This window comes from Streptomyces sp. NPDC002680 (genome assembly GCF_042889145.1).
Classification (GTDB): Bacteria; Actinomycetota; Actinomycetes; order Streptomycetales; family Streptomycetaceae; genus Streptomyces; species Streptomyces adonidis.
In genome coordinates this window covers 399,352-419,620 of record NZ_JBIAQP010000007.1, presented here as the reverse complement: position 1 = coordinate 419,620, position 20,269 = coordinate 399,352, and the positions used below count along the sequence as shown (strand labels likewise).

Below are 20,269 nucleotides of genomic sequence, written 5' to 3'. Positions count from 1 at the left end.
ATCAGGCGGCTGATTCCGGGTTGGCGACGAACAGAGGTCGTGAATCGGCCAGTTGGAACAGCGCCGTGCCATCCTGCCGGGAGCCGGAGTTGTCGATCGGCACTTCTGCGAGCAGCTTTCGGACGAACGTCTCTGTCCGGTCCCGGGGCAGTCCGCCGGGCACCACCACGCGCACCCGACCGCCGGGGGTAACGTCCCTGAGGATGTAGCCGGGAGAGCCCGAGGTGAGACGAGAGTCCTCGACCACATGGGCACCCATGCGGCTGAGCAGTTCGTCGACTGGCAGGAGGTCCCGGGAGGCGCAGGTCTGCGCAGACGCGATCAACTCGCTGAGATGCTCCCGGAATTGCTCCGCCTCGGTGAGGCTAAGACGGAGCGCTGTCCCGTCCCGACCGGGAGCGGTCACCGTCAGGTCGACCTCCGGGAGCCGTTCGAACGGGCTGTGGTTCAGTGAGATCCACAACTCGTCGGATACACGACGCGCCAGGCCGGTATGTACGTGAGACGTCTTGCCTCGTGCTGTCAGGGAGTACGTACGTGCGTCGCACCAGAACGGACATCCGGAGCCGGTGCGGGCAGGGTGAGCGTCGGCTGGGTTCACCTCCTCCACCAGCACGGCGCCCTGAAGCATCGCCGCGTACCGGATCCGCAGGGCGCGCAACCGAAGCACATGGCTCTCCATGTCCCCGATATGGGCGTCGAACGTGTTCAGGTCCAACTCGGCGCTTCCGCCTTCGCAGTAGACCCAGACCTCCGGCCGCGGACCGCCCGGCTCCTCCTGGTCTTCGTGCAACCAGGCCACGTGCGCCGTGAGCATCGTCTGCGGGGGCCGCCCGTCCGGACCACCGGGCGTCCTCAGCTCCACCGCGGCACCCAGGTGCGCACCCCGACGGTCATCCCCGCAGTCCTCCACGCACCAGTCCGGGCATCGGCTGAGGTCTCGCGGATTCCGTGATCTCTCCTGCTCCGTGCCGTCCCTCATCATGGGTCCCTTTCAAGCAGCCCGAATGGGCGAAGCCGTCATGTCGTCCAAGCGTCTGTACACGCGGAAATCACACTCTCCGGGTCGTCTGCCGAGCCGCTGAAGGATCAGGGCCCCGGCAAGTCCCCATCCGGGGCGCGTGACAGCATGGCGTTCACGCCCGACCAGGAGCATTCCTTCTTCTCCGGGTTCGACAAGCCCATCGGCCATCGTGGCTGCCAGCCCTGTCGTGAAGCCCCAGAGATCGGCCCGCAGATCCGTCGGCAGATCGGCCCTGACGAAAACACAGGGTCTTGCTGCGCCGTTTCTGTACGGAGCTGTCGCTACCGCACCCAGAACATCCGGAACAGGACCGTCCTGGGGCAGGATGTCCACGGCATCACCCCCGAGGTGATCGGTGATGACCTCTCTGAGAGCGAGGATCACCTCACGATCCGAACGCCAGCCACTCCGAGGCTCCCACTGCGGCCCCCGGAACTGGTCCAGGAAGCTCATCGCCGGACTTCTCCGATCAGCAACCGGCAGGGGAATCCGCCCCGGCCGGTCGGCTCATCCATCCGGCTCCTGCCCACGTGCATCGCCTTGGCGGCCATGCGCAGATCCACCACGGTCGGCAGCGCAGGCAGTTCCCACACATTGATTTCCTGACGGGCCAGACGGTCTGGCGCATCGATGCCTCCGCGTAGCCATTGGTGTACCGAATTGTGCTCGCGTGCCATGTCAGGCCGCCGCTACCAGATCTGTGAGGGACGGGTGGGACGGAAGGTCCGGCCCGGATGAAGGACCCGAGACAAGGAGGTAGCGGGCGAGGCGTTCCTCGGCGGCCGCTCGACGAACGCGACAGGCGGTGTATCCGAGGCCGAGACGTCGTGCGGCTGCGGCCAGGCCTTCGCCCTCCATTCGGGTCCGGCCGATGAGCTCCGCCTCGTCGGCCGTGACCGCCCCGGCGTGAACTGCTCGATCCAGGACGAAGTCGGGGTGACCCTGGGTGGATTGTCGGGCGTGCAGCACCCAGCGGTCCATCAACGGAACGGCTCGCACCGCTCCCGTGTAGAGGGACCGGGCGCTCAGGCCCCGGCGATAGCCGGCCCACCAGAGCCGCGATGCCACTCCGCCTGCATCGACGTCGATGGTCGTGAGCTCCCTCAGGAAGCCCTCGATCACTTCGGCCTCGGCGTCCGGGAAGGGCACTCCACCTCCGCGGACCACTCGGGCCGCGGCTCCTCGCAGTCCGGGGGCCATCATCCACACGGCGGCGAGCGGCCAGTCGCCACCCTCGCTCTGGGTTCGAAATACCAGTTCCGCCCAGACTTCCTCCCTGACGGCATAGCTCGTGGTCCGGTCAAGGAGCCGGGCCCGTAGCGCTCTCAACGGGACCTGATGCCGCGGGAGTTCACTTTCTACGTCGATGTCGATATCGCTCATGTCCAGGGCGAAATCCTGCGACTCTGAATCCAAGTCCCGGAACGCCGCCTCGATCGAATCCAACGGTGCCCAATCACCGGCCCACGGCATGAGCGTTCTCCTTCCTCATGCCGCCATCGGTCCGGGGCTCAACTGGACGGACATGTCTTCCACTCCGGTCACCTGCCGCTGTTTCCTCCGGGTCCTGCGCATGAGGAGCGGACCGAGGTCGTCGCCGTGATCCAGCAGGGCAGAGCCCGTCGCCGTCCGGGCCAGGTGCTCCGCAACCCGACGCTCGGCTCTGCCCCGCCGTTTGCTGCATGCTTGGTAGCTGATGCCGAGACGCTGTGCCGCTACGGCGAGAGGTTCACCTTCGAGGCGAGTACGCCCGATGAGATCCCCTTCAGCCTCGCTGATGACGCCTTCCTCGCGCAGTCTGACCAGCGCCAGGTCAGGATGGCTGGGAGCTCGAAACTGGGCAGGAAGGCTTTCACCAAGGTCAGGCACGAGGTGACGCGTGGCGTCCTGATCTTGCCGGCGGGCACGAATCGCCCCTCGGAAGGCCGCCCACCACAGCCGCTGCGCCAGCCCGTCAGCCCTGGGGTCGGTCCTCTCCAACTCGGCCAGGAACGCGACGACGACTTCGGAGTCCAGGTCTTCCCAGTCCCTCCTGGTTCCCCATGCCTGCCGTCTGCTGATGCCACGCAACCCCGGCAGCATGACCCCGATCGCGGCCAGCAACCACCTGTCCCGGTCACCGGCCCCGTGAGCGCAGTTGGTGATGGCCCTCCATACGGCGTCCCGAACTTCCGGTTCAGAGCATTCCAACAATCTCGACCTCACCTCATCCAGAGGTAGCGGCCCGGACGAAACGCCTTGACCCAGTAGGGCACCATCGAGAGTGAGCGGATTCGGGTCGGCGGCGAGTTCATGGAAAGCGGATTCGACTGTTTCCAGCAGTGAGCGGTTCACGGCAGGCGACATCGCCTATCTCCCTACGGATTCCCTCACGGCATCGGGAGGCCCAAGCTCCCGATGATCACCCCTCACCACATGAGACCTGTCTTTCCCGCAATTTAGGACAGCACCGGAGGAAGATTCGCCCATCCGATTGAAATTCTTCAGAACGAGACTGAACTTAATTGAACATTAGGCCAGTTCGAGGTAAGGCGACCCGCCTAAACTGCTGCCAGGAGCAGACTGAGTTCCCGAACGACACCGCCATGGGCGAAGGAAAACCACAGAGTGTCCAGAAAGCGCCTCCCGCAACCAGAGGGCACAGATTCCTACTACCCTCACAGCGCCCTAGGTGGCGGGCATCAGCCAGAGAAACGGCGAGTCGACCGCGGCCAGGCCATCAGCCCCGTTCAGAGCCCAGCCGGCAGACGAGTCGGACTATACGCCGGGTTCTGTCGCCCGGTCGCCTCGCGGCGGCCGGGGAGACGGCCATCCATCTAGGGCCGACGTTGCCGCCGGCCTCGTGCGGTCTACCCGCGGACTCGGGCGGGCAGCCCTCGAACGTCCGCGCAGAGCACGTTTTACGGCGCTCCTTTTGACCTTGCTCCGGGTGGGGTTTACCTAGCTGCCCAGGTCGCCCTGGGCACTGGTGGTCTCTTACACCACCGTTTCACCCTTACCGGAGATCGAAATCCCCGGCGGTCTGTTTTCTGTGGCACTGTCCCGCGGGTCACCCCGGGTGGCCGTTAGCCATCACCCTGCCCTGTGGAGCCCGGACGTTCCTCGGGGAGCGCCCCCGAAGGGGAGTCCACGCGGCCGTCCGCCCGGCTCGTCTGCCGTGTCGACCATGCTACCGGGCGTCCGCCCCGACGCGGTCCAGTGGCCGTCGCCAGGACCGATCCCGCCAGGATCAGGGCGAAGGCGGCGAGGATGCCCGCCGTCAGCGGTTCGTCCAGGAACAGGGCGCCCGCCGCCACCGCGACCGCCGGGTTGACGTACGTGAACACCGTGGCCCTCGTCGGGCCGACCTCCTTGATCAGTTCCAGGAACGCCACGAAGGCGAGGGCCGTGCAGATCACGCCCAGGACCGCCAGGGCGGCCAGGACGTCGGGGGACGGAAGGGTCTCCGGGCGGGTCACCACCGCCGCCGGGGCGTACACCAGGGCCGCCAGCGCCAGGCACGGCGCCGTCAGGTGGAGGGACGGGACGTCCTTCAGGTGGCGGGCCGCTATCAGCGGGGCCGTGGCGTAGCCGATCACCGTCAGCAGTACCTCCGCCAGCGAGCGGGCGTCGCCGCCCGTCAGGTGCGGGACCGTCAGGACCGCCACGCCCGCCAGGCCCAGGGTCAGGCCCGTGAGCCGCCGGGTGCCCAGTCTCTCCGCACTGCCGAAGAAGCGGGCCAGGGCGACGCCCACTATCGGCACGCCCGCGATCAGCAGGCCCGCCGTCGAGCTGGACAGGTGGCGTTCCGCGTCCGTCAGGGTCCACCACGGGCCGATGATCTCGATGACCGCGAAGGCCAGCATCGGGCGCCAGTGCGCGCGGATCGTGCGCGGCAGGCCGCCCTGGCGGATCGCGAAGGGGAGGAGAAGCGCCGCGCCCAGCGTGCAGCGTACGAACACCACCGTGGACGGGGACAGGTCCGCCTCCACCGCCACCTTGATCAGCAGATACGGGATGCCCCAGACCACTCCCATCAGGGAGAACAACAACCAGCCGCGTGCAGTCATGCGGGCAGTGTCGGCCGGCTCAGCGTCCGCCGTCTTGAACGCTGTTGCGGTAGGCCGCCGGGGTCACGCCCATCACCCGCCGGAACCAGCGTGTCAGGTGCGCCTGATCGGCGAAGCCGACGAGTGATGCGACTTCGGCCGGCCGCAGTCCGGACTCCAGCAGGACTCTCGCCCGGGTCACGCGGTACTGCGCCAGCCAGGCGTACGGGGGTATCCCGACCGTCGTCCGGAAGGCTCGGAGGAGCTGGTAGCGGGAGAGGCCCAGGTCGGTGGCGAGGTCGGCGAGGGAGGGCGGGGCGATCAGCTCGTCGGCCAGGCGGGTCCGTACCGCGTGGGCTATCCGGTCCGCGCCGGGGATCCGGTCGTCCACCGGGCGGGCCGTGGAGTGGCGGCGGGCCAGTGCCGTGAGCAGCCAGGGGAGGCGGGACTCGGCCTCCAGGGGGTCCGGGCAGGCGCTCAGGTCGGTGTGCGCGGCGCGGAAGGCGGCGGCCAGTTCGGGGTCGTCGAGCAACGGCTCTCGGAAGTGCGGGAGGCCGCCGGTCGTGCCGTCCGTGAGGAGGGAGGGGGCGGCGTACAGGGCTTGGTAGGCGTAGCCGCCGGCGGTGTCCGGGCCGCCGGTGTGCATCTCTCCGGGGTCCAGTACGACGATGGAGCCCGGCGTGGGGCGCAGGCGCCCACCCCGGTAGTCGATGACCTCGACGCCGCTGGAGCTGACGCCGATCGTGAACTCGTCGTGGGCGTGCGGGGCGTAGACGTGGCGGTCGAAGCGGGCGGTGAGCAGGTCAAGGGCGGGGCCGCAGCGGCCCAGTCTCGCTCTGGTCCACAGTGCCTGTTCGCGTCTGTCCCCGGCTGCCTTCACGCGTCAACGGTACTTCGCGGACCGTGGCTCACGGAGTGCCGATGTTCCCGCTTGACCCTGCCGCAACGTCAACGTTTCTACTGGTCCCATGCGGATCGGAGAGCTTGCCACCGCCGTCGGCGTCACGACGCGGACCGTGCGGCACTATCACCACCTGGGGCTGTTGCCCGAGCCCGAGCGGCTTGCCAACGGGTACCGGGACTACACCTTGCGGCACGCCGTCGTGCTCGCCCGGATCAGACGGCTGACCGAGCTGGGCCTCGGGCTCGCCGAGGTGCGGGACGTGCTCGCGGACGAGGCCGGGCGGGATCTCGTCGAGGTGCTCGCCGAACTGGACGAGGATCTGGCCCGGCAGGAGGCCGCCATTCATGAGCGGCGGACGCGGTTGCGCGCGCTGCTGCGCAATGCGGAGGCGCTGCCCGCCGAAGGGCCCGTCTCGCCCGAACTCGCCGCCGTGTTCGCCGCGTTGGCACCCCTCTCCGACTCCCCCATGGCCTCCAAGGACCGCGAGATGTTCGCGTTCATCGAGACCACGGCGACCCCGGAGGACCGGGCACGGCTGATGTCCGCGCTGGGCGGTGCCTTCGCGACTCCGGAGGGTGCGGCGCGGGCGCACGAGGTGTACGTGCTGCTTGACGCCCTCGCCGACGCCCCGGCCGACGATCCGCGCGTGGCGGAGGCGGCTCGTGCCCTCGCCGACTGTCTCCCCCGCGAGCTGCTCCCGGAGGCCGACATCGACCACGACGACTGTTTCCTGCGCGCCCTCTACGCCGACCTCACACCCGCGCAGGCCGCCGCCGTCCGCGGTGCGCTGCGGATCGTCACCGGAGGACACTCATGACACGCCCGAGAGTTGTCAGGACCGCGGGCGCCCTGCTGCGGCACGAGGGGCGGCTCCTCGTCAGTCTGGCCCTGTGGCTTACGCGGCGCCGGCACGGGATCGGAGCCGGCGGGCAGGCCTTCGGGTACGCCCGTGGGCAGGGCGCGACGATGTTCGCGTTCGCCTTCGTCTGTGTCGTCGAGACGGTCGCGATGTTCGTACTGCTGCGCGACTGGCCGACCCTGCACTGGACCGTGTTCGTCCTGGACGTCTACACGATCGAGTTCGTCATCGGACTGCACGCGGCCTCCGTCGTCCGCCCGCACGTCCTCGACCTCAACTCGCGCTCCCTGCGCGTCCGTTACGCCGCCCACGTCGATCTGACCATCCCACTGGAGACCGTCTCGACCGTACGTCGTGAGCTGCGGGCCACGCACCAGCGGGCCGAGGGGGAACTCTCCCTCCCCATCGGCTCCCAGACCACCATCACCCTCGAACTCACCGAGCCGGTCGCCCACTTCACCTTCTTCGGCCGCCGACGGGACATCCGCCTCGTCCGCTTCCACGCCGACGACGCCGACACCCTCGTACGCTCGCTACGGGCCGTCATGCCGGAGCGAACCGCACCCCCGCCGCACCAAGGTCTGCCCTCGTGAGCCGTACCCGCAGCCGTTCGCCGAGGGGCAGCGGAATGCCGTCGCCGTCCTCGATGCGCGCGACCACCGCCGGAGACTCCAACTGCACTGTCCCTACCGTGGGTCTGCGTTCCTCCACATCCACCACGCACCCCTCGAAGACCTCCCCCACCCGGTCCTTGAGCAGCGCCGCCTCGACGATGTCCAGGCACCCGCGTTCCACCGCGCCCGCCCTTCTTCCGCCCTCGGCCATCTCCTTGGGGAGCGCGTCCAGGGCCGCCAACACCCAGTCGGGCGGCGGCTGTTCGGCGACGGCGGCGAGGCAGAGTTCCGAGGCGTAGCGGTCGGCGAGGCGGCGGAGTGGGGCCGTGCAGTGGGCGTAGGGGGCGGCCACCGCGGAGTGGGTGGTGATCGGCGGGAGGTCACCGTCCCGGAAGACCGTGTAGCCGGCGCCTCTCAGCAGCGTCGTGCACTCCTGGAGGAAGGCCGCGTGGTGGGGGCGGCGCGGGTCCAAGGAGCGGATCAAAGCCGCGTACGAGACATGGTGCGGCCAGTCGATGCGCAGGGCCCGCGCAGTGCGGCGCAGACGGCCCACGGCGCCGTCCGGGGCGGCGGGAAGGGTACGGAGCACTCCCGTGCCGTACGTCAGCATCAGTTCGGCCGCCGCCATCCCCGTCAGGAGGGAGATCTGGGCGTTCCAGCCTTCGGCGGGCAGGGGTGCGCGGTAGGCGAGGGAGTACGTGCCGTTCTCCTCGACCACGATCTCCTGCTCCGGCACGTTCAGGGAGATGCCGCCGCGTTCGACCTCCAGGCGTTCCCTTGCCTCGCCGATGTCCTTCAGCAGGGCCAGTGGCTCCTCCGCCGTTCCGGTGTCGAGTCGCCGTTGCACGCCGTCGTAGTCGAGTTTGGCGCGGCTGCGGACGAGAGCCCGGTGGACGTCCACGGCGACCGTACGGCCGTCCGCGTCCAGGTCGATCGTCCAGAGTGCCGCCGGGCGGGTCCGTCCGGGGAGGAGGCTCGCGGCGTCCTCGCTGAGCGTCGGTGGGTGCAGTGGGGTCTTCTCGTCCGGGAAGTAGAGGGTCGTGACCCGGCGGTGCGTCTCGGTGTCCAGGGGGCCGTTCGGTACGACGAAGGCGGCGACGTCGGCTATCGCGTACCGGACGCGGAAGCCGCCGCCGGGGCGACGGGCGAGGTGCATCGCCTGGTCGAGGTCGGTGGAGGTGGGCGGGTCGATGGTGAGGAACGGGATGTCCGTGGCGTCGTCGTCCGGCTTCGGGAGGGCGGGGGACTTCGCCGTCCGGTCGGCTTCGGCCAGGGCCGCCGGTGGGAAGCTCTCGGGGACACCCAGTTCTGTGCGCAGCGCTGTGAGGGCGGCCCGGAGAGGGGCTTCGGGTGCGCCGGTCACGCTTATGTGGCGGCGGGGCATGGAACGAGCGTAGGCACAATCCGGCCCACCCGCCTCGCCACGTAATCTGACGCGAGTCGAGCCCGCGTACCCGTTTGGAGAACTCACCGTGCTTGTCCTGCTGCCTCCCTCCGAAGGCAAGGCCTCTTCCGGGCGCGGCGCCCCGCTCAAGCCGGAGTCACTGTCCCTGCCCGGCCTCGCCGACGCCCGCGAGGCCGTCCTCGGGGAACTCGTCGAGCTGTGCCTCGGCGACGAGGACAAGGCGCGCGAGGTGCTCGGGCTCAGTGAGGGGCTTCGGGGCGAGGTCGCCAAGAACACGGAGCTGCGGACCGCGGGGGCGCGGCCCGCCGGGGAGATCTACACCGGGGTGCTGTACGACGCCCTCGACCTCGCCTCTCTCGACGCCGCCGCTAAGAAGCGGGCGGCGCGGTCGTTGCTGGTCTTCTCGGGGTTGTGGGGTGCTGTTCGGGTCACGGACCGTATCCCCTCGTACCGGTGCTCGATGGGGGTGAAGCTGCCCGGGCTCGGGGCATTGGCCTCGCACTGGCGGGCGCCGATGGCTGCCGCGCTGCCGGAGGTGGCTGGGGGTGGGCTGGTTCTTGATCTGCGGTCCTCCGCGTATGGCTCCGCCTGGAAGCCGAAGGGGGAGGTTGCTGGGCGGACGGCGACTGTGCGGGTGTTGCATGCGCCGACGCGGAAGGTGGTCAGCCATTTCAACAAGGCGACCAAGGGGCGGATTGTGCGGAGTCTGGTGAGTTCGGGGGTGGCGCCCTCCGGGCCGGGGGAGTTGGTGGAGGCGTTGCGGGATTTGGGGTATGTGGTGGAGGTTGAGGCGCCTTCGCGGGCGGGGGTTGCGTGGGCGCTGGATGTGTTGGTGGACGAGGTTCACTGAGCGGGTGGGTTGTGTGTTGTCTGCTGCGCCGTCGTGGCTTGTCGCGCAGTTCCCCGCGCCCCTAGGTGGGCGACCGTCCCGTATTGCAGCATGCGCAACGACCTTTGCGCGTGCCGCAAAGCGCGGGCAGGATGGTGCGCATGCCCGTCTCCTCCTCCCCCTCCGTTCTTGATCTTGCGCCCGTCATCCCCGTGGTTGTCGTCGAGGATCTGGTCGATGCCGTGCCGCTTGCTCGGGCGCTTGTCGCCGGGGGGCTGCCTGCCATTGAGGTGACTCTGCGTACGCCCGTCGCGCTCGATGCCATTCGGGCCATCGCCGACGAGGTGCCGGACGCGATGGTTGGTGCCGGCACTGTCATCTCGCCCGCCCAGGTGACCGACGTCCTGGCCGCCGGGGCGCGTTTCCTGGTCAGTCCGGGGTGGACCGACGTACTGCTGGAGTCGATGCGGGCGTCCGGGGTGCCGTTCCTGCCGGGGGTGTCGACCACCTCGGAGGTTGTGGCGCTGTTGGAGCGGGGGGTGCGGGAGATGAAGTTCTTCCCGGCGGAGGCGGCGGGCGGGGCCGCCTATCTGAAGGCGCTGGCCGGGCCGCTTCCCCAGGCCCGGTTCTGTCCGACCGGAGGGGTCGGTCCCGCGAACGCGCCCGAGTATCTCGCGCTGCCCAACGTCGCCTGTGTGGGCGGGAGTTGGATGCTTCCCGCGGATGCCATCGCCGCTCGCGACTGGGACCGGGTCGAGGCCCTGGCCCGTCAGGCCGCCGGGCTCAGCGCAGGTGCGACGTGTCGTTGAACAGCCGTACGCTCGCGTTGCCGTCCGCGTAGTACGCCACCGCCGACAGTGACGCCGCCGAGAGTTCCATACGGAACAGGGACTCCGGCGGGGCGCCCAGGGCGAGGCGGACGAGGGTCTTGATGGGGGTCACGTGGGTGACCAGCAGGACCGTACGGCCCGCGTGGGCCGCGATCAGCTTGTCGCGGGTGATCGCCATCCGGCGCGCTGTTGCCGCGAAGCTCTCGCCGCCGCCCGTCGGTTCGGCCTTCGGGGAGGCCAGCCAGGCGTTCATGTCGTCCGGGTAGCGCTCGCGCACCTCGCCGAAGGTCAGCCCCTCCCATGCGCCGAAGTCCGTCTCGCGCAGGCCGTCGTCGATCGTCACGTCGAGGCCCAGGCGGGCGGCGACCGCGGCGGCGGTCTCACGGGTGCGGGTCAGGGGGGACGCGATGATCGCCTCGATCGTGCCTCGCCCGGCCAGGGACTCCGCCACGCGTTCGGCCTGGTCCCGGCCCACGTCCGAGAGGGACGGGTCCGTGCCGCCGCTGCCCGAGAAGCGTTTCTGGGGGGTGAGGAGGGTTTCGCCGTGGCGGAGGAGGACGAAGGTGGCGGGGGCGCCCATGTCTGCGGGGGCCCAACCTGTGGTGGGGGTGGCTACCTTGCTTGCGGCGCGGGCGTCGGCTTCGGCTTTCGCGTCAGCGGTCGTCGTCACAGTTGCGGTCAGTGGGGGCTGGTCGCGCCCGCGCGGCGGAGCCGCATGTGTCACAGCCCCGCGCCCCTTAGGTGGGACGCCTGAGCCTGCGATCCACTGTTCGCCTCTTTTCCCCGCGTCCATCGCCTCGTTGGCGAGCCTGTCCGCGTGTTTGTTCTGCTCTCTCGGGATCCACTCGTACGTCACCTGCCCGGCCGTCGGGAACACCCGCGCCGCCTCCGCCGCCAGGGGCTTCATGTCCGGGTGCTTGATCTTCCAGCGGCCCGACATCTGCTCGACGACCAGCTTGGAGTCCATCCGGACACGGATCCTGGCGGTCGGGTCCAGCTCGCGGGCCGCGCGCAGGCCGGCCACCAGGCCCCGGTACTCGGCGACGTTGTTGGTGGCGATGCCGATGTACTCGGCCGCCTCCGCCAGCGTCTCGCCCGTGGCCGCGTCGATGACGACGGAACCGTAGCCCGCGGGCCCCGGGTTGCCCCGGGAACCGCCGTCCGCCTCGACGATGAACTCCCGCACGCCACAAGCTCCTTGCTGAACCGGCCGACCGGAAAAACTGCTTACAGACCCGACTCCGACGTACGCACCAGGATGCGACGGCAGTTCTCGCAGCGCAGTACCGCGTCCGGAGCCGCCGCCTTCACCTCGTTGACCTCGGTGATGTTCAGCTCCAGGCGGCAGCCCTCGCAGCGGCGCTGGTAGAGACGGGCGGCGCCGACCCCGCCCTGCTGCGCGCGCAGCTTGTCGTACAGCTTGAGGAGGTCGTCGGGCACCGAACCCGCGATGACCTCGCGCTCCTTCTTCGCCGTGCCCACCTCGCCGTCGAGGGTCTCGAACGAGGCCTCGCGCCGGGCGGTCGCGTCGTCGATCTTGCCCTGGACGGCGCCGACGCGCTCGGTCAGCTCGGCGACGCGCTCCTGCGCGGACTCACGGCGCTCCATGACCTCCAGGACGATGTCCTCCAGGTCGCCCTGCCGCTTGGCGAGGGAGGTGATCTCGCGCTGGAGGTTCTCCAGGTCCTTGGACGAGCTGACGGCGCCGGAGTCCAGGCGCTGCTGGTCGCGGGTGGCGCGCTGGCGCACCTGGTCCACGTCCTGCTCGGCCTTGGTCTGCTCGCGGGCGCAGTCGCTCTCCTCGGTCGTCGCGGCCACCAGCAGGTCGCGCAGCTGCGTGAGGTCCTTGGTCAGCGACTCGATCTCGGCGTGCTCGGGCAGCGACTTGCGCTTGTGCGTGAGCTGCTGGAGGCGTGCGTCGAGGGCCTGGACGTCGAGAAGTCGGATCTGGTCGGCGGGCGCGGCGTTCAGTTGGGGGCTCCCAGTGCTTCAGATGTGGTGGTGGACGCCGCGTGGGCGGTCCAGGGGTCGGTGACCGTCGCGGAGACATGGACGCGAAGGCCCCATCCGTTCCGGTCGGAGATCTCGTCGAGCTGGGCGGCGGCCAGCTCGCACCAGGGCCACTCGGTGGCCCAGTGCGCGGCGTCGAGCAGCGCGAGGGGGCTGTGGGCGCGTGCCTCCGAGACCGGGTGGTGGCGGAGGTCCGCGGTGAGGAAGGCGTCGACACCGGCCGCGCGTACGTCGTCGAAGAGGCTGTCGCCGGAGCCGCCGCTGACGGCGACCGTACGGACGAGCGCCTCGGGGTCGCCGGCGACCCGGATGCCCTGCGCGGTCGCGGGCAGCCGTTCGGCGGCGCGGGCCGCGAACTCGCGGACGGTCAGCGGGTGGTCCAGCTCGCAGACCCGGCCGAGACCGCGTCGGCCCGCCGGGTCTGAGGGGTCCGGTACGAGCGGACGTACGACCCGCAGGTCGAGGGCACCGGCGAGGGCGTCGCTGACTCCCGGGTCGGCGCGGTCGGCGTTGGTGTGGGCGACGTGCAGGGCGATGTCGTGCTTGATGAGGGTGTGCACGACGCGGCCCTTGAAGGTGTCCGCCGCGACCGTGGTCGTACCCCGGAGATAGAGCGGATGGTGGGTGACCAGCAGATCGGCGCCCAGCTTCACGGCCTCGTCGACGATGTCCTGGACGGGGTCCACCGCGAACAGGACCCGGGAGATCTCCAGGTCGGGGTCGCCCACGACGGTGCCGACCGCGTCCCAGCTCTCGGCCCGCTCGGGGGGCCAGAGGGCGTCGAGTGCGGCGATGACTTCAGACAGACGGGGCACGCAGGCAAGGCTACCTGGCTGGTCTGTACGGCTGAACCGGTGCGCCCCTCCCTTTGTCGCCCCGGTCCCGGCCAGCACACACGTCTCCGTCTCCTCAGGCGAATCGTTACTTTGCCACCCTTATGTGTGAAGTGGATGCCGCCCGATCCCACGCCCGTGCGTGCGAAAACTAGTTTTGTCGCCGGAGGTGACCGATCGATGACAGCCTGTGCGATCGAACCGAGCACGGAGGACGGGTTGTCCCCGGCGGCGGAGTGCGTGATCACCGCGGACGGCGCCTACGCGGCCCGGCTCGCGCGAAGCGGCGACTCCTGGTTCCCGGAGCGCTGGACACTCGACGGACCCGAGCCGTACGCCGTACCGCTGCCCGGCAACCAGCCTGAGGAACCCGGCACGCAGGTGCTTCCGATGGGCGACGGGCGGGTCCTCATCCACCGTCTCGTCGACGGCCGGCACACCTTCGCGCTGCTCTACCCGACCGGCCCCGGCACCGGCGAACTCCCCCTCGGCGCGGTCGAGTGCCCCGACGCCGGCACCCCGCTGCGGCTGCTGCCCCCGGCGCCGGGCGGCGACCGCGCGTACGCCCTCGCCCTGGGCCGGCGTTCGACGACGGTGTGGCTGGTGGCGGGCGGCGCCTTCGGGCCCGAGTACGTCACGGAGGTCCCCGGGCGCTGTTCGGGCGGGGTCTGGCTGGACCGTACGGGCCGACTGCTCGCCCTGGACCGGGAGGTCGGGGGGCGCACGAAGGCGGTCGTGGTCGACCTGGAGCGCGACGGCGAGGTGTCGCCGCTGCTCCAGATCTCGGCGGAGAGCAACGACCGGCTGCTCCTCGCGGACGCGGACAGCGGGCTGCTGCTGATCGGCTCGGACGCGCCCTCGCCCGGCGGGCCCGAACGGCTGGGCTGGGGGGTGCTCGGCAGCACCCTGCCGGTGCGGTTCCCGGAGTGCCTGCGCGTCGAGGGGTGCACGCTGACGCCGTTCGCGATCCAGCCGGGGCAGGTGCTGACGCCGGAGGGGTGCGGGGTGGCGCTGCGGGTCGACGGTCCGGCGGGGAGCTGGGTCGGGGTGTGGCGGCCCGTCGGGCGACAGGTGCGGCACTTTCCGGCGCCGGAGGGGTGGCTGCGGGGAGTCGGTCTGTGGAGCAGGGACGGGGAGCTTCAACTGCCGTACGCGACGGGGGAGGTGCCGTGCGGGGTGGCTCGGGTGCGGGCCGAGGAGCGGGATGAGGAGCCGGCGGAGGAGCCGGAGGAGAGTGCTCCGGCACCCGTCGTCGTGGCGCGGCCGGTGCCGTTGCAACAGGCGCCACTGGCACGGGTCGTGGCGAAGACCGGGAAGCCCGGTAACGAAGTGACGACGCTTGTAACGAAGTAGTCCCGGTCGGCGTGTGCGGCTCGTGTCACCCCGATGTGTGCCGGTTAAGATCGTCCGGCTGTTAGAAAGATCATGTTGACGGGGTGAACCATTCCGATGAACGACGCAAGCATCACGCAGCCTCTGTCCGCCGATGCCCAGGAGGGCACGGGTCACGGAGGTGGCCACGGCAAGCACCGGGGCCCGGTCTCGGTCCACAACGACGAGGCGACCCCGAACGGCCGTCACCGCAAGCCGTCCGAGCAGGCCGAGAACAGGGCCTGACCGGTACGCAGGCCTGGCACGGCTCCGCCCTTCTCGTACGGGCGGAGCCGTTGCCGTTTCCCGAGCCGTTCCCGACTCCCTTTTCGCTAACCGCGCTTGAGTCCGAGCACCTCCGCCGCCGCGAACGTCTCCCCCGCGGGCCGCTGCGCGTAGTGCGGGGTGAGGAGCGCGTCCAGTTCGTCGTAGGTGAAGGTGTCCTGCTTGCTGTCGAACTTGGCGGCCACCCGCGGGCGTTCGACGACGGCGACCATGCCGCCGTGGACGACGAGCAGCTGGCCGTTGACCTGCTCGGCGGCCGGCGAGGCCAAGTAGCCGACGAGCGGGGCGACATGCTCGGGAGCGAGAGGGTCGAGGCCGCTGTTGCCGTTCTCCGGCCGCTCGAAATCCTGGAAGACGTCCTCGGTCATACGGGTCCGGGCGCGGGGGCAGATCGCGTTCGCCGTGACGCCGTACTTGGCGAGGGCGAGGGCCGTGGAGGTGGTCAGCCCGACGATTCCGCCTTTCGCGGCCGCGTAGTTGGGCTGTCCCGCCGAACCGGCGAGGAACGCCTCCGAGGAGGTGTTCACGATCCGTCCGTACACCGGTGCGCCGCTCGCCTTGGACCGCTCGCGCCAATGCGCGGCGGCGAAGTGGGTCGTGTTGAAGTGGCCCTTGAGGTGGACGCGTATGACGGAGTCCCACTCCCCCTCCGTCATGGAGAAGACCATACGGTCGCGCAGGATGCCCGCGTTGTTGACGAGGACGTCCAGTTTCCCGAACTCGGCGATCGCCAACTCGACGAGTTCACGGGCCTGTTGGTGATCGGCGACGTCTCCGGTGTGCGCGACCGCCATGCCGCCCGCCGCTCGGATCTCGGCGGCGACCTCCTCGGCGGGGGTGGCGGACGCCTCGCCTGAGCCGTCCCGGCCGGGCTGCCCGTAGTCGTTGACGACGACGGCCGCGCCGAGCCGGGCCAGTTCCAGTGCCTCGGCCCGGCCGAGACCGCGCCCCGCGCCCGTGACGATCGCGGCGAGCCCCTCAAGTGGCAGTGACATCATCGGCCTTCCGTCCTCGGCTCTCAGATCTCGATGCACGTACGCAGCGCGGTTCCCGTACGCATCTGGTCGAGGGCCTCGTTGATGCCGGAGAGCGGTACGCGGTGGGTGATGAGGTTCTCCAGGTCGACGCGTCCGGCGCGCCAGAGGGCGATCGTGCGCTCGTAGGACCGCAGGACGTCGCCGCCGCCGTACATGGACGGCAGGATGCGCTTCTCGTCGAAGAACAGCTCGAACATGTTGAGTTGGAGGTTGTCGTCCATGGCGCCCGCGCCGACGACGACCATGGTGCCGCCGCGCCGGGTGGTGTCGTAGGCGGTGCGGGCGGTGGCGGAGCGGCCGACGACCTCGAAGACGTAGTCGAACCCCTCGCCGCCGGTGAGCTGTTGCTTGGCGTCGGCCAGTTCCTCCGGCGAAACCGCCTTCGTGGCACCGAACTTGAGCGCGGACTCGCGGCGCGAGACGACCGGGTCGACGGCGACGATCTCGGCGGCTCCCTGGAGCCGGGCGCCCTGTATCGCGGAGATGCCGACGCCTCCGCAGCCGATGACGGCGACCGACGAACCGGCCTGCACATTCGCGGTGTTGATGGCGGCGCCGAGTCCGGTGGTCACCCCGCAGCCGATGAGGGCGGCGATGTCGAAGGGCACGTCGTCGGGGATGGGCACGGCACAGCCCGCGTCGACGACGACCTCCTCGGTGAAGGTGCCGGTGCCCGCCATGCCGAAGACATCGCCGCCGGGGCGACGGAAGTTGGGAGTGCCCGCGTTCATGAACCCGGAGAGGCACAGTTCGCTCTGCCCGCGCTTGCACGCGGGACACGCCCCACAGGCGGGCAGCCAGCAGACGACGACCCGGTCACCGGCCTTCAAGTGCCCTACCCCGTCCCCGACTTCGAGGATCTCGCCGGCGCCCTCGTGGCCGGGGACGAAGGGCGCGGGCTGCGGCAGTACGCCGTTCATCGCGGAGAGGTCCGAATGGCACAGCCCGGTGGCCCGTACCCGGATCCTCACCTTGCCGGGGCCGAAGCCCACGGCCTCGACGTCGTCGAGGACGTCGAGCTTGTCCTGTCCGATCTCGTGCAGTACGGCTGCGCGCATGATGCGGCTCCCCTCAGGAATGTGCTCGGCTCACGGGTGTGCGGTTCATGCGGAGTGCTCGACGACGGTGTCGGCCAGTACCGGCGCGTCGTCCCGCTCGACGGCGGTGACCGACACCTGGACGCGGTCCGGTTCGGGCGTCCACATCCGGATGCGCAGGGTCTCCCCCGGGAACACGACCCCGGCGAAGCGGGTGCGGTACGCCCGGACCCGGCCGACGTCCCCGCCGAGCACGGTGTCGACGACCGCCTTGAGCGTCATGCCGTACGTGCACAGCCCGTGCAGGATGGGCCGTTCGAACCCGGCGCGGGCGGCGAACTCGGGGTCGGCGTGCAGCGGGTTCCAGTCGCCGGAGAGCCGGTAGAGCAGCGCCTGGTCCTCCCGGACGGTCCGCTCGACGACCTTCACGGGCTCACCGTCAGGCACCGGAAGCCGGGTCGAGGGGCCGCGGTCGCCGCCCCAGCCGCCCTCCCCCCGTACGAAGATCTGCGCGTCGCTGGTCCACAACGGCCCGTCGGCGTCGGCGACCTCGGTGCGCATGACGAGGATCGCGGCGCTGCCCTTGTCGTACACGGCGGCGATGCTGCCGGTGGCGCGCGCCCTGCCCTCGACCGGGATCGGGCGGTGGACCTCGATGCTCTGGCCGCCGTGCAGGACGTGGGCGAGGTCGACGTCGACGCCGGGCATGGACAGGCCGCTGATCACGTCCGGGGAGTCGTTGCCCGCGACGGTGGCGAAGCTGGGCAGGACGTGCAGCCGGGATTCGAGGGTGTAGCGGAGTTCGCCGGGATCGGTCGCGGGGACGCCGGCGCCGATGCCGAGGTGGTAGAGCTGGACGTCCTTGCGGCCCCAGGCGATCTCTGCGGACCGGGGTTCGGCGGCGACGGCCTTGGCGGCGTCAATGGGCATGGGACTCCTGATCGACTGGCAGAGAACTGACGGCGAGCTCGCGGAACTGAGGCGGAACTGAGACCTCGGTACGGTCGTCCGCACCGTCGGCCGCACCGAGGTCGATACGGGCCGTTCTAGAACGCGTTCCAGTCCGGCGCCCTCTGTTGTATAGCCGAGCGGTCCCGAGTTGTGAAGGCTCCTGACACTCCGTCAGCTGTATGCGTGATTCACGGGACCGGGACATTTGTCCTGCCGGAGTCCGTACATCGGCATCTGCCCGGGGCGACGATCGCTTCGTACGCTGATGTCCATGTTCTGGATGCGAGAGGTCGCCTGCCAGGTGAGCGAATGGCAGGCGGAGCGAGCGCGGTGGCGAGCGGACGCGCAGCGGTTCAGGGCCGCCCGGCGCGCCGCGCGGAAGTCGGGCGGCCGGCTGCCGGAGCCGGAGAACCCGGGCCCGCCGCCCACCGGTTTCACCCTGCTGCCCTGGCTGCTGATGGGCCTGGGCTCCTTCTCCAACCTCCTCCAGGGCCGCACCCCACAACCCTGGATCGGCGGCCTGGGCCTGCTCGCCTTCAACTCGCTCTACGTCTACGTCACGTTCCGCGCCTTCGTGAAGGAGAAGCGGGACGCGAGGTCGACGCGGGTCGCGCTCGCCCTGATGGGCGTGGTGACCTGCGCGCCGGCGATCGTGTACGGCGGCAGCTGGCTGTACTTCTTCCCGCTGCTCGGGCTGGCCACGGGCGCGGTGATGCGGGGCCCGCGGCTGGGCCGCGCCGGACTCGCGCTCACCGCACTCGCGGCGGCGGTCTCCGCGGTGCGGGACGGCTGGGACGCGCTGAACATCGCGTACGGGACGTTCCTGTCGACGATGGTGACGGCGGCGATCCTGTCTCTGGCCGAGGCGGTACGTGAACTGCGGTCGGCGCGTGAGGAGTTGGCGCGCCGCGCGGTCGAGGAGGAGCGGCTGCGGTTCTCCCGCGACCTGCACGATCTGCTGGGCCACACCCTGTCGGTGATCGTGGTGAAGTCGGAGGCGGCGCGTCGGCTGGCACCGTCGAACATGGACGCGGCCCTGCTCCAGATCACGGACATCGAGTCGGTGGGGCGCCAGGCCCTGACGGAGATCCGCGAGGCGGTGACGGGCTACCGGCAGGGCGGCCTGGCCACGGAACTGGACCGCGCGGACTCGGTCCTGACGGCGGCGGACATCACCCCGGCGATCCACCGCTCGGGCCCGCCCCTGCCCGCGTCGGCGGAGGCGCTCCTGGGCTGGGTGGTACGGGAGGCGGTCACGAACGTCGTACGGCACAGCGGCGCCGCCCGCTGCGAGATCACGGTGGAGAGCGCGGGCGAACGGGTGCGCCTGAGCGTCGCGGACGACGGCACCGGTGTACAGCCGCCCGCGGGGTCCACGCGTCCGGGTGTCGGCGGCACCGGACTGAAGGGCCTCAAGGAACGTCTGGCGGCGGCGGGCGGCTCGCTGGAGGCGGGCCCGACACCCAGGGGCGGCTTCCTGGTGACGGCCGAGCTACCCACGGAGGTAGCCGCGGAACCGGCTACGGAGATGCGGGAGTCGCCGCCTTCCTCCCAGCTCAGCCCCCACACCCGCCCTACCCTTACCCCGTGAACGAGATGCCCCGGGACCACCGTCCCGCGAAGTCCGTCAGAGTCCTGCTCGCCGAGGACCAGGGAATGATGCGGGGCGCTCTCGCCCTGCTGCTCGGGATGGAGCCGGACATCGAGGTCGTCGCCCAGGTCGGGTCCGGGGACGCGATCGTCGACGCGGCCCTCCTGCACCGCCCGGACGTGGCGCTCCTCGACATCGAACTGCCCGGCATCAGCGGCCTGGACGCCGCCGCCCAGCTCCGCGACGAGGCCCCGGACTGCCGCGTACTGATCCTGACCACCTTCGGCCGCCCCGGCTATCTGCGCCGGGCGATGGAGGCGGGCGCCGCCGGTTTCCTCGTCAAGGACGGCCCGGTGGAGGAGCTGGCGGCGTCGATCCGCCGCGTACTGACCGGCGAGACGGTCATCGACCCCGCCCTCGCGGCCGCCGCACTCAGCGCCGGCCCCAACCCGCTCACGGCCCGCGAGGGCGACGTACTCAAGGCCTCGGTGGACGGCGCGACGGTCGCGGACATCGCCGCCAGACTCCACCTCTCGGAGTCGACGGTCCGCAACTACCTCTCGGCGGCGATCGGCAAGACGGGCACCCGCAACCGGATGGAGGCGGTACGGGAGGCTCGTCGGCAGGGGTGGCTGTAGACGACCCGTATGTCTTGGCGATA

General features: G+C 70.4%; 20 protein-coding genes, 1 other RNA gene and 1 pseudogene. 8 read left to right on the top strand and 14 right to left on the bottom strand.

The window, feature by feature from the left end:
- Window position 1 precedes the first annotated feature (1 nt).
- From ACFYXF_RS21010 to ACFYXF_RS20980, 7 genes and pseudogenes are all read right to left on the bottom strand, one after another.
- Window positions 2-982: a DUF6907 domain-containing protein gene (locus ACFYXF_RS21010; RefSeq protein ID WP_389351118.1), complete on the bottom strand. Its 981-nt coding sequence runs from the start codon at window positions 980-982 to the stop codon at window positions 2-4.
- Between the two features lie 491 nt (window positions 983-1,473).
- Window positions 1,474-1,701, bottom strand: coding sequence for a hypothetical protein (locus ACFYXF_RS21005; protein WP_389351116.1), 228 nt, complete (start codon window positions 1,699-1,701; stop codon window positions 1,474-1,476).
- Window position 1,702: 1 nt separating this feature from the next.
- Entirely contained in the window at window positions 1,703-2,407 is a 705-nt protein-coding gene (locus ACFYXF_RS21000; protein WP_389351115.1) for a hypothetical protein, read from the bottom strand.
- Between the two features lie 105 nt (window positions 2,408-2,512).
- A complete protein-coding gene (locus ACFYXF_RS20995) occupies window positions 2,513-3,370 on the bottom strand; it encodes a hypothetical protein (RefSeq protein ID WP_389351113.1) in 858 nt (285 codons plus the stop codon).
- A gap of 398 nt (window positions 3,371-3,768) precedes the next feature.
- An RNA gene (rnpB, locus tag ACFYXF_RS20990) (RNase P RNA component class A) lies at window positions 3,769-4,175 on the bottom strand.
- 115 nt (window positions 4,176-4,290) lie between these two features.
- Window positions 4,291-5,073: pseudogene (locus ACFYXF_RS20985) on the bottom strand (DMT family transporter); the annotation flags it as partial.
- A gap of 19 nt (window positions 5,074-5,092) precedes the next feature.
- Window positions 5,093-5,932 (bottom strand): AraC family transcriptional regulator, encoded by an 840-nt coding sequence (locus ACFYXF_RS20980; RefSeq protein ID WP_389351111.1) that lies wholly within the window; start codon window positions 5,930-5,932, stop codon window positions 5,093-5,095.
- 88 nt (window positions 5,933-6,020) lie between these two features.
- Here ACFYXF_RS20980 and ACFYXF_RS20975 point away from each other — a divergent pair, with 88 nt between their 5' ends.
- Window positions 6,021-6,773, top strand: a complete 753-nt coding sequence (locus tag ACFYXF_RS20975; RefSeq protein WP_389351109.1) for a MerR family transcriptional regulator — start codon at window positions 6,021-6,023, stop codon at window positions 6,771-6,773.
- Complete coding sequence (locus tag ACFYXF_RS20970) at window positions 6,770-7,408, top strand: hypothetical protein (protein WP_389351107.1); 639 nt, start codon at window positions 6,770-6,772, stop codon at window positions 7,406-7,408. The genes ACFYXF_RS20975 and ACFYXF_RS20970 overlap by 4 nt, the downstream gene beginning before the upstream one ends.
- Here the strand turns inward: ACFYXF_RS20970 and ACFYXF_RS20965 are convergent.
- Window positions 7,359-8,813, bottom strand: coding sequence for an RNB domain-containing ribonuclease (locus ACFYXF_RS20965; RefSeq protein ID WP_389351105.1), 1,455 nt, complete (start codon window positions 8,811-8,813; stop codon window positions 7,359-7,361). The genes ACFYXF_RS20970 and ACFYXF_RS20965 overlap by 50 nt on opposite strands.
- 88 nt (window positions 8,814-8,901) lie before the next feature.
- Here ACFYXF_RS20965 and yaaA point away from each other — a divergent pair, with 88 nt between their 5' ends.
- Together yaaA and ACFYXF_RS20955 are read left to right on the top strand one after the other, a co-directional pair.
- Window positions 8,902-9,684, top strand: coding sequence for a peroxide stress protein YaaA (gene yaaA / locus ACFYXF_RS20960; RefSeq protein WP_389351103.1), 783 nt, complete (start codon window positions 8,902-8,904; stop codon window positions 9,682-9,684).
- Window positions 9,685-9,824: 140 nt separating this feature from the next.
- Window positions 9,825-10,472 (top strand): bifunctional 4-hydroxy-2-oxoglutarate aldolase/2-dehydro-3-deoxy-phosphogluconate aldolase, encoded by a 648-nt coding sequence (locus ACFYXF_RS20955; RefSeq protein WP_389351101.1) that lies wholly within the window; start codon window positions 9,825-9,827, stop codon window positions 10,470-10,472.
- Here the strand turns inward: ACFYXF_RS20955 and ACFYXF_RS20950 are convergent.
- From ACFYXF_RS20950 to ACFYXF_RS20940, 3 genes are read right to left on the bottom strand one after another with little or no spacing between them, the layout of a single operon-like run.
- Entirely contained in the window at window positions 10,447-11,679 is a 1,233-nt protein-coding gene (locus tag ACFYXF_RS20950; protein ID WP_389351099.1) for a bifunctional RNase H/acid phosphatase, read from the bottom strand. The genes ACFYXF_RS20955 and ACFYXF_RS20950 overlap by 26 nt on opposite strands.
- Before the next feature lie 41 nt (window positions 11,680-11,720).
- Window positions 11,721-12,464, bottom strand: coding sequence for a zinc ribbon domain-containing protein (locus tag ACFYXF_RS20945; protein WP_389351242.1), 744 nt, complete (start codon window positions 12,462-12,464; stop codon window positions 11,721-11,723).
- Window positions 12,461-13,318: a Nif3-like dinuclear metal center hexameric protein gene (locus ACFYXF_RS20940; RefSeq protein ID WP_389351097.1), complete on the bottom strand. Its 858-nt coding sequence runs from the start codon at window positions 13,316-13,318 to the stop codon at window positions 12,461-12,463. Before ACFYXF_RS20940 ends, ACFYXF_RS20945 begins: the two co-directional genes overlap by 4 nt.
- A gap of 198 nt (window positions 13,319-13,516) precedes the next feature.
- Between ACFYXF_RS20940 and ACFYXF_RS20935 the strand changes: the two genes are divergently transcribed.
- On the top strand, window positions 13,517-14,689 hold the full coding sequence (locus ACFYXF_RS20935; RefSeq protein ID WP_389351095.1) for a hypothetical protein: 1,173 nt from the start codon (window positions 13,517-13,519) through the stop codon (window positions 14,687-14,689).
- 96 nt (window positions 14,690-14,785) lie between these two features.
- Entirely contained in the window at window positions 14,786-14,953 is a 168-nt protein-coding gene (locus ACFYXF_RS20930; RefSeq protein ID WP_389351094.1) for a hypothetical protein, read from the top strand.
- An 86-nt stretch (window positions 14,954-15,039) separates the two neighbouring features.
- Here the strand turns inward: ACFYXF_RS20930 and ACFYXF_RS20925 are convergent, their stop codons facing one another.
- From ACFYXF_RS20925 to ACFYXF_RS20915, 3 genes are read right to left on the bottom strand one after another with little or no spacing between them, the layout of a single operon-like run.
- Window positions 15,040-15,987, bottom strand: coding sequence for a 3-oxoacyl-ACP reductase (locus tag ACFYXF_RS20925; protein WP_389351241.1), 948 nt, complete (start codon window positions 15,985-15,987; stop codon window positions 15,040-15,042).
- Between the two features lie 23 nt (window positions 15,988-16,010).
- Complete coding sequence (locus ACFYXF_RS20920) at window positions 16,011-17,087, bottom strand: Zn-dependent alcohol dehydrogenase (protein ID WP_389351092.1); 1,077 nt, start codon at window positions 17,085-17,087, stop codon at window positions 16,011-16,013.
- A gap of 45 nt (window positions 17,088-17,132) precedes the next feature.
- Window positions 17,133-17,996, bottom strand: coding sequence for a MaoC/PaaZ C-terminal domain-containing protein (locus tag ACFYXF_RS20915; RefSeq protein ID WP_389351090.1), 864 nt, complete (start codon window positions 17,994-17,996; stop codon window positions 17,133-17,135).
- A 292-nt stretch (window positions 17,997-18,288) separates the two neighbouring features.
- Here ACFYXF_RS20915 and ACFYXF_RS20910 point away from each other — a divergent pair, with 292 nt between their 5' ends.
- Both ACFYXF_RS20910 and ACFYXF_RS20905 read left to right on the top strand, forming a co-directional pair.
- Complete coding sequence (locus tag ACFYXF_RS20910; protein ID WP_389351089.1) at window positions 18,289-19,608, top strand: sensor histidine kinase; 1,320 nt, start codon at window positions 18,289-18,291, stop codon at window positions 19,606-19,608.
- A 5-nt stretch (window positions 19,609-19,613) separates the two neighbouring features.
- Window positions 19,614-20,246 carry a response regulator gene (locus tag ACFYXF_RS20905; RefSeq protein ID WP_389351239.1) on the top strand — a complete coding sequence of 211 codons (633 nt, stop codon included), beginning with the start codon at window positions 19,614-19,616 and terminating at the stop codon, window positions 20,244-20,246.
- Window positions 20,247-20,269 lie beyond the last annotated feature (23 nt).

Excerpts from the sequence above, each read along its gene's own strand:
- ACFYXF_RS20925 (WP_389351241.1), bottom strand. The coding sequence starts at position 15,987 with ATGTCACTGCCACTTGAGGGGCTCGCCGCGATCGTCACGGGCGCGGGG.
- ACFYXF_RS21010 (WP_389351118.1), bottom strand. The coding sequence starts at position 982 with ATGAGGGACGGCACGGAGCAGGAGAGATCACGGAATCCGCGAGACCTC.
- ACFYXF_RS20905 (WP_389351239.1), top strand. The coding sequence starts at position 19,614 with ATGCCCCGGGACCACCGTCCCGCGAAGTCCGTCAGAGTCCTGCTCGCC.
- ACFYXF_RS20920 (WP_389351092.1), bottom strand. The coding sequence starts at position 17,087 with ATGCGCGCAGCCGTACTGCACGAGATCGGACAGGACAAGCTCGACGTC.
- ACFYXF_RS20970 (WP_389351107.1), top strand. The coding sequence starts at position 6,770 with ATGACACGCCCGAGAGTTGTCAGGACCGCGGGCGCCCTGCTGCGGCAC.
- ACFYXF_RS21005 (WP_389351116.1), bottom strand. The coding sequence starts at position 1,701 with ATGGCACGCGAGCACAATTCGGTACACCAATGGCTACGCGGAGGCATC.
- ACFYXF_RS20930 (WP_389351094.1), top strand. The coding sequence starts at position 14,786 with ATGAACGACGCAAGCATCACGCAGCCTCTGTCCGCCGATGCCCAGGAG.
- ACFYXF_RS21000 (WP_389351115.1), bottom strand. The coding sequence starts at position 2,407 with ATGAGCGATATCGACATCGACGTAGAAAGTGAACTCCCGCGGCATCAG.
- ACFYXF_RS20995 (WP_389351113.1), bottom strand. The coding sequence starts at position 3,370 with ATGTCGCCTGCCGTGAACCGCTCACTGCTGGAAACAGTCGAATCCGCT.
- ACFYXF_RS20965 (WP_389351105.1), bottom strand. The coding sequence starts at position 8,813 with ATGCCCCGCCGCCACATAAGCGTGACCGGCGCACCCGAAGCCCCTCTC.
- ACFYXF_RS20975 (WP_389351109.1), top strand. The coding sequence starts at position 6,021 with ATGCGGATCGGAGAGCTTGCCACCGCCGTCGGCGTCACGACGCGGACC.
- ACFYXF_RS20910 (WP_389351089.1), top strand. The coding sequence starts at position 18,289 with ATGTTCTGGATGCGAGAGGTCGCCTGCCAGGTGAGCGAATGGCAGGCG.
- ACFYXF_RS20935 (WP_389351095.1), top strand. The coding sequence starts at position 13,517 with ATGACAGCCTGTGCGATCGAACCGAGCACGGAGGACGGGTTGTCCCCG.
- ACFYXF_RS20915 (WP_389351090.1), bottom strand. The coding sequence starts at position 17,996 with ATGCCCATTGACGCCGCCAAGGCCGTCGCCGCCGAACCCCGGTCCGCA.
- ACFYXF_RS20955 (WP_389351101.1), top strand. The coding sequence starts at position 9,825 with ATGCCCGTCTCCTCCTCCCCCTCCGTTCTTGATCTTGCGCCCGTCATC.